The sequence below is a fragment of the Paenibacillus sp. BK033 genome, assembly GCF_004345425.1.
Classification (GTDB): Bacteria; Bacillota; Bacilli; order Paenibacillales; family Paenibacillaceae; genus Pristimantibacillus.
In genome coordinates, this window is the sequence record NZ_SLVP01000006.1 from 170167 (window position 1) to 178048 (window position 7882).

Annotated in this window: 6 protein-coding genes; all 6 read left to right on the forward strand. The window is 59.4% G+C overall.

Annotation, left to right across the window (positions count from 1 at the left end; all coding sequences use genetic code 11):
- Positions 1-6 precede the first annotated feature (6 nt).
- Complete coding sequence (locus tag EV294_RS20320; protein WP_132310086.1) at positions 7-798, forward strand: ABC transporter permease; 792 nt, start codon at positions 7-9, stop codon at positions 796-798.
- A gap of 38 nt (positions 799-836) precedes the next feature.
- Positions 837-1304, forward strand: coding sequence for a thioredoxin-dependent thiol peroxidase (bcp, locus tag EV294_RS20325; protein ID WP_132310088.1), 468 nt, complete (start codon positions 837-839; stop codon positions 1302-1304).
- A gap of 183 nt (positions 1305-1487) precedes the next feature.
- A complete protein-coding gene (locus EV294_RS20330; protein WP_132310090.1) occupies positions 1488-2771 on the forward strand; it encodes a polysaccharide deacetylase family protein in 1284 nt (427 codons plus the stop codon).
- Between the two features lie 73 nt (positions 2772-2844).
- Positions 2845-3867, forward strand: a complete 1023-nt coding sequence (locus EV294_RS20335; protein ID WP_132310092.1) for an AAA family ATPase — start codon at positions 2845-2847, stop codon at positions 3865-3867.
- Positions 3864-5342 carry a DUF58 domain-containing protein gene (locus tag EV294_RS20340; protein ID WP_132310094.1) on the forward strand — a complete coding sequence of 493 codons (1479 nt, stop codon included), beginning with the start codon at positions 3864-3866 and terminating at the stop codon, positions 5340-5342. The genes EV294_RS20335 and EV294_RS20340 overlap by 4 nt, the downstream gene beginning before the upstream one ends.
- Entirely contained in the window at positions 5335-7806 is a 2472-nt protein-coding gene (locus EV294_RS20345) for a DUF4129 domain-containing transglutaminase family protein (RefSeq protein WP_132310096.1), read from the forward strand. Before EV294_RS20340 ends, EV294_RS20345 begins: the two co-directional genes overlap by 8 nt.
- Positions 7807-7882: the final 76 nt, after the last annotated feature.

The window sequence follows — 7882 nt, forward strand, 5'->3', positions numbered from 1 at the left end:
CTCAAGATGCTGTATGCCGTGTTATTCTGGGAATACATTAAAAACTATGCCAAAACACGTCTGACCTACCGCGCCGATTTTTGGGTCGAGGTGCTGTCGGACTTGATGTTCCAAGGGATGAACCTGGTCTTTATCCTTGTCGTGTTCCAGCATACGCCTTCGCTTGGCGGCTGGACGGAATCGGAGGTTATTTTCGTATACGGCTTCTTCATGATTCCGTACGGAATCTTCTCCACCTTCTTCGGGATGTGGAATTTCAGCGAGCGTTATATCGTAAAAGGGGAGATGGACCGCATTCTGACGCGTCCGGCCCACAACCTGTTTCAAGTGCTGCTCGAAAACGTGGATCCGCCGTCCCTGATCGGTTCCGTGGTAGGGGCGGTTATCATGGCCGTCTGCTGGAATGATCTCGGACTGGCGTTCCACTGGTATTATGTCTTGATCATGCTTCTGTTCGTGCTTGGCGCCGTGCTTGTGTACGGCGGGATCTATACGGCGCTGTCGGCGATATCGTTCTTCTCGGATGCGCCGACGGGCATCGTACCGCTTATTTACAACGTGCAGAACTATGGCCGTTACCCGGTCAACATTTATAACAAAACGATTCGGTTTGTCCTGACCTGGCTGCTGCCCTTTGCCTTTGTAGGCGTAATTCCCGCATCGTACTTCCTGGAAAAAAAGGCGGATGACTTATCTCAGCTGGCCTGGTTTACGCCGGTTATGGGCGTTATCGTATTCGGGCTGGGGCTGGCGCTGTGGAATCATGGCGTGAAGCGGTACCGCGGCGCGGGCTCGTAGACCCCGCAGGTTAAGGCAGGTAATTGGAGGTTAGTGGCATGACTACGATAGAAGTAGGCAAAAAAGCGCCGGATTTCAAGCTGCCGGCATCAAACGGCGAGACGGTGAAGCTTAGCGACTACCGCGGGAAAAAGGTTGTCCTCTATTTCTACCCGAAGGACAATACGCCAACCTGCACGCAGCAGGCTTGCGATTTCCGGGACGCCTATCCTGCTATGGCAGACAGTAATACGGTCGTGCTTGGCATCAGCCCGGATCCGGTTAAGTCGCATGAGAAGTTTATCGGCAAGCAAAGCCTGCCGTTCCTGCTCCTCTCGGACGAGAATCACAAGGTATGCGAGAAGTACGGCGTATGGCAGATGAAAAAGCTGTACGGCCGCGAGTACATGGGCGTTGTCCGCTCGACCTTCCTCATCAATGAGAAAGGCAAGCTTGTCCGCGAGTGGCGCGGCGTAAAGATCAAAGGCCACGTCCAGCAGGTGGCTGACGAGGCGGCAAAGCTATAACGATTGGAAGACGGGTCCTGTGGGGCCCGTCTTTTTTTGTTGAGCTAGAGACTTGGGTAGAGGAAGAGCAGCCACCTGACAACCATATACGAAATTAATTTTTAACGGGGCATTTGCTAGATTTGCCGCTCATATACTCTACTAGTTTGATGACTAACGAGAGTAGAGAAGGGTGGCAATAAGATGCGATTGCTGGTGCGGACGGGATTATGTTTGGTTGTGTTATGGTTTGGGCTGCTTGGAGCCGGTCCGGTAACGGAGGAGCGGGGGGAGGCAGCAAGCGAGCTGGCGCAAGCCGGGCTGGCAAGCGAGATGGCTGCGGCCGCGACAAGGCCAGCGGCGTATCAGGAAGAAGGGGCGGGCAGTCTGATTCGGGCGGATCAGCTGGTTGACTATAGCGCGGAGGAAGCGAAAACGGCGGCGGTCAAGCCAACCGTCTATTTGACGTTTGACGATGGCCCTAGCGGGAAGACAAAGGATGTTCTGGCCATCCTGAAGCGGGAGGGCGTGAAGGCGACTTTTTTTATGCTGGGCAAGGAAGTGAAGCAGTATCCGGATATCGCGAGGCAGGTCGTCAAGGAAGGCCATGCCATCGGCAATCATACGTATGATCATGTCTATAAAGAGCTGTACAGCAGCTTCTCCGCGTTCGCGAAGCAGGTGATGGACACCGACGATGAAATCTACAAAGTGACGGGGGTACGGACCAATCTGCTCCGCGCGCCGGGAGGGACGTTTGGCAACTTTGACCAAGGGTATTACGACGCGCTTGCGAAGGCCGGCTATATCGTCAACGACTGGAACGTGGACAGCGGCGACTCGGCGCGGGTTGGCGTGCCCGCCAAAGAGATCGTAAGCACCGTTAAAGGCTCCAGGCTGTCCGGCAAAGTCGTTGTGCTGATGCATGACAGCTCCATCCACGGGGAGTCGGTAAAGGCGCTGCCGGAAGTGATCGGTTACTTTAAAAATAAAGGCTATCAGTTCGCGGTCTTAACCGAACAGGTTAAGCCCATTCAATTCCGTCTCGCGCCAACGCTCAAGTGGAAGCGTCCCAAGGTAACGGCTCAAGAGACGCAGACTCTCGTGCAATATACGGCCCGGACGAGAACAAACTTACCCGAGCTGAATACCCATAGCTTAATCATTCATGCCGGCGGGGATGAAATTCCGTTTGCCCCGCAGGATTACAAAACGCTGAGCGGCACTATCGATGTGCCTCTAAGACAGCTGGCTATAGGGCTTCATGGGATTATCCGTCTAGACATGGCAAACGGAGTCGTCGAAGCCATGGTGAACAATCAAAGCGTTAGCTGGACGGCAGCGGAGGTAGGAGGCAGCGGAACGTCTCTGCCAAGCCGGATAATAGTGCATTTAAGAGAGACGCTTCAGCGGTTTCATTTTGGCATAAGCCGAATTACGGTTACGGAAGGCAAAAGAGAGATTTGGATCGGGCCGTCTTCCCTCTAGCAGGTCTAAATAGAGAGGCGCGTGGCGATACTGAAAGATAGAGATGCTATTTTTCAGGAGGTCGATGATAGAGATGATCGTGCCGAAATTCGAAGGCTTGCAGGGAAGAGCGGAAGCGCAGTCTTGGCCGGAGCCGCCGCAGGTGCTGCTGCAAAGGCTTATTCATAGAGTAGATCAGGTGTTGCTAGGGAAAAGAGAAACGGTTATCCAGCTGCTGACGGCTATGCTGGCCGGCGGCCACGTGCTGCTGGAGGACGTGCCGGGCGTGGGGAAAACGATGCTGGCGGGAGCTTTTGCGCGCGTGCTGGGCGGAGAATTCAAGCGGATCCAGTTCACCTCGGATATGCTGCCTGCGGATGTGATCGGCGGAGCGGTCTGGGACAGCCGGATCAGCGAGTTTGTCTACCGGCCGGGGCCGATTATGGCCAACATCGTTCTGGCGGACGAGATTAACCGGACTTCCCCGCGAACGCAATCGGCGCTGCTCGAAGCGATGGAGGAGCGGAGAATCAGCGTGGAAGGGGAGACCCGCAAGCTGCCGGAGCCGTTTGTGCTCATTGCGACGCAGAACCCGTTAAGCTATGAAGGGACCAATACGCTGCCGGAAGCGCAGCTGGACCGTTTCATGATGCGGTTGTCCATTGGCTACCCGTCTATGGAGAGCGAAGCAAAAATGCTGGAGCAGTACGCGTCCGGCACGAGGCTGGAGCCTCAACAGCTGCGCCCGGTGCTGATGCTGGAGGAATGGCTGAGGATGCAGCGCGAGGTGCGGCAGGCGCATGTCCATCCCGGACTGCTCGAATATATGGCAAAGGTGACGGATGCGACCAGACGCGCGCCCGAGCTGGAGCTGGGATTAAGTCCGCGCGCGGGACGCGACTGGCTGCGCGCGGCTCAGGCTAGAGCTTACGTAGAGGGAAGAAGATACGTGCTGCCGGATGATCTGTTCGCAACCGGCGAAGCGGTGCTGGCGCACCGGCTGAACGGCGTGAGCACCGGGGGAAGACAGGTATCCGAAGCGTTAATCCGAATAATGAGAAGCACGCCGCTGCCCGCGTCCATTGCCCCTGGTCAAGCCGCAGGGAGGCAGAAATGAAGACGCAGGGAAACGACTCGAACGTCATGATGGCGGAGCCGGCCCAAGGACAGCTGGCACAGGGCTTCCCACCGTCGGCCGGCCATAACAAGAATCCGGTCGGGGCAGACAAGAGAGGAACGGAAACGCAGGTGGATGAGCCGGCGCAGTCTGCCCGTCCTCCGGTTTATCGTACCCGCTGGGGAGCCTGGCTCCTCATAGCGGCCGGCTGGCTGCTGAGTCTGGCCGGCATGCTTGCCCGGGGCGGGGCGGTAGAGACCTTTATGCTGATTGTGCTGAGTCTGCTTCCGTTGTTATCGATTGTCATGCCGCTGCTCTCGACCTTTGGCCTTGCGGTAAGCCGGGTTATTACGGAACCCAAAATCAAGGACGGCGAAGAGGCGGTTATACGGCTGACGTTAAAGCGTTCTTTCTTTGTGCCTTTTGCATGGATAGCCGTTCAGGACGAAATGACCAATACAAGCGCGGCAAAAAAGACGCGCCTGGACTATCGTTATCTTGTGGCGCCTATCCTGCGCAAAGAAGTGGAGATCTGCTACTCCGTTCTCGCCGTCAGGCGAGGGGAGCATCGATTCGGTGAGGTGACCGTAACGGTTGGGGATTGGCTAGGACTTACGGCTTTTCATAAAAAGCTGGAATGTCCCGGCACCTTAGCGGTCGTACCCGCGCTTCCGGAGCAGGGGCGGCGCCGGACGGAGCAGCTGCACGGAACCGTAGCGGAGCAGGTATCGGGCGATTCGTCCGCAGCTTTTATCAGCGACAGCGGGGAGCTCAGCGATATTACCGCGGACAGGCTGCTGCAGCAAGCCGGAATCGGGCCCGACAGCAGGCCGTACCGGGATGGGGATTCAATTCGGCATATGAATTGGCGGGCTGCGGCAAAAGGACGGGGGATGTTCACGAAGCAGCATCTGCTCGAGCAGCCTGCCGAGATTATTATGGTGGCGGATACGAACGGCGCTGCGTTTAATCATGACGAGCGGTTATTCGACGCATCTCTGGCATGGCTGGCAAGAGGAATTGAAATAGCGGCAGCGGACGGCTGCGATGTCCGGCTCCTTGCAGGGACAGTCGGTACAGGAGGGACCAAGGAGAAGCGGAAGCGGGGCGGTCAAGCCGCCCAACAGGCCAGCCAACTGCTGGAACGGCTTGCGAAGCTGAAGCTTACGAAAGCGGTGGTCTCCTTGGACAGCCTCCGGGCAGAGCTTGGCGGTCTGAAGCCCGGCGGGGTGATCCATGTCTATACCGCTGACTGGAAAAGCGGTCAAAGCTGGGTTCAGCTTGCCGCTTATGCGGCCGATCAGAAATGCAGAATCCGTCTGCACGTCGTCACGAAGCAAGCGGTTCTGACGTTTGCGATGCGCGAGCAGCAGCGACTGCTGGAGCAGGCGGGGTTATCCGTCAATTGGCTCGCCTATCCGGATAAGATGAACCGGCCGACGCATACGGCGGAAGGAGGCGTCCGGCATGCGTGATTCCGCTCCCGATAACGGGTCGTTGGGCTTCCGGGTGCTGACGACCGTATTGTTATTCGGCCTGTTGGCCGAATGGCTGCTGCCGTGGCTCCATTACAAGGAATGGGCGGATGTGTACCAGATCGGCCCGCTGCTGACGGTGGTCGGCTGCGTGATGGCGACGGGGCTTTTTCGCCCGGCCTGGTATATATCGCTCTTTATGAACGGCTCCTTATGCGTCTTGACCATCATGCTTCTATTTAAAGGAAATGACGAAAACGCGCTGCAGTGGCTGGCGAATTACCCCGGCATGCTGGCCGGAGATATCAAAGAGCTGTTCACGTACGGCATGTGGACGATGACCAGCGAGCTGAGGACGCTGCTGCTTTTCGTAGGCTGGGCGATGCTGGCGCCTGCGTTGCAGGCGCTTGTATGGCTGAGGCAGGTTGCCTTGGGGCTGGCAGCCATCACGGTTTCTTATCTGCTCATTCTTCACACCTGGGTTGGAATCGACGTGTTTAACGGCTTGCTTCGCGCAACGGCGGAGGGCCTGCTGTTAGGAGCCGTCGTAACGATGGCCAGAGTAAGGCGGATGCAGGGAGGCGGCAGCGAATTCGACCGTCAGCTCCATCCGAAATGGCTGGCTGCGGGAGAATTTCTGGTGCTGCTAAGCGTGGGCGTCGGAATGCTGTTATCCAGCGGGCAGCCGAGGCAAACGGAGCCTTCGGCATGGACCGTAAACGCGGCGAACCGGCTTGAACAGGCGATGGTGGAGCTTGGCAAGGAGAATTATTCGGCTGCCATGCAGGCGGCTATGGGCACCGCGGGTCAAAGCCGCGGCATGACCGGGTATGGCTTCGACGACCGGGAGCTCGGGGCTTCCCTATCCCAGGACGACACGGTAGTGTTCAGCGGTTTTTCGCCGGTTCAGACTTACTGGAGAGGCGAATCCAAAGCGGTCTATAACGGCCGCGGCTGGGAAAGCGGCTGGAGCGGGAAGGTGCTGCATCCGGTGGAATACGGAGATAAACCGTCAGCGCTTGCGGTAAACGGTTCCGGGGATGACCGGACCATTCGGCAGACGGTCGTGATGACCGAGCCTTCGGCTTCGCCGGGAATGCCGCTCTTTTTCGCGGGGAGCGGGGGACGCGTGCTTAGTCTTTCGGCGATTGATCCCAACCGGCAATTAAGCACGTATGTGGAGGATGAGCTGGCCGGCGCTCTGTATTCGGCGGATACGGAAGCGCAGGTGGAGCGGTATACCGTGGAAAGCCGGCTTCCGGTAACCGATGCTGCTTTATTGCGGGAAGGGGGCAGCTCGGCCTTAGCGGGAGAAACCGCGGCGCTTGCGCAGACGGAGAAGACGGATCTGACGGATTACCTGCAGCTGCCGGATTCTTTGCCGGATCGCGTGAAGACGCTGGCGGACAAGCTTGCCGGAGCCGCGGGGACCGACCGTTACGATCAGGTGAAAGCGGTCGAGCAATATTTGAAGAACAGCTATGCGTACACGCTGGATAGCGCGGTTCCGCCAAAGGGAGCGGACTTTGTGGACTATTTCCTGTTTGAGCAGGAGCGCGGATATTGCGTGCATTTCTCCAGCGCTATGGTTGTTCTGCTCCGCGAGGAAGGAATTCCGGCCCGCTGGGTAAAAGGCTTTGTTTCCGGCACGCCGGTATCAACGGCTGGCGCGGAGGCTGCCAGCGAAGCCGGGACCCTCTACAACGTACGGGCGAAGGATGCGCACGCTTGGGTAGAGGTGTACTTCCCCGGCGTAGGCTGGGTGCCTTTTGACCCGACGCCGGGCTTTGCCGGCGGCATGGGTCCAGCGGGAACGGACGCCGGGGCATCGGCGTCAGGCGAGCCGTCGTCGGCGGGCGGAGCTGCCGATGATGCGGGGGCGCCAGAGCATGCCGCTGCCGGAACGGGCGGCATGCTGGCGCAGTTTGAGGCGGCGGTGGATCACGCCGCCTCGGCGGTGGCGCGAGGGGCGGATGCCCTCGCGCAGGCGGCGCGGAGCGCCGCCCGTGGCGCGGCGGCGGCTTCGCCCGCCGCGCTGGCCGCCGCAGGCGCGGCCGCGCTGCTCCTCGCGGCCGGCCTTGCGGCGGCGGCGCAGCGCAGGCGGCTTCGCCTCGCGCTCGCGCTGCGCCGGTACGCCGCGGCGCATGGCGCAGGCCGCGCCGCCGCCGCGCAAGAGCAGTTCGCCGCGGTATCCGCCGCGGCGTGGGTGCTGCTCGGCCGCCGCATGATGGCGCGGCCGCCGCATCATACCGCGCGCGAGTACGCGGACGCCGTGTCGGCGTCGATGCCCGGCGCGCGCGCCGATGCGCTTCGGCGGTTCATCGCCTGGGACGATGCCGCCCGGTTCGGGCAGCGGGGCGAATGGACCGCCCCGCATCCGGAGGAGCTTGCCGCAGCGATGAACGCGCTGCTCGGCAAGCCCCGAAAAGCCGTTCCGGCGGCCGCGGTTCAAGCCGCCGAATAATCAAAAGCCCGTCCCCCGAGATTAACCGTGGGACGGGCTTTTTTTGCTTAAGGCGCGAAATTCGGCATCCAAATCA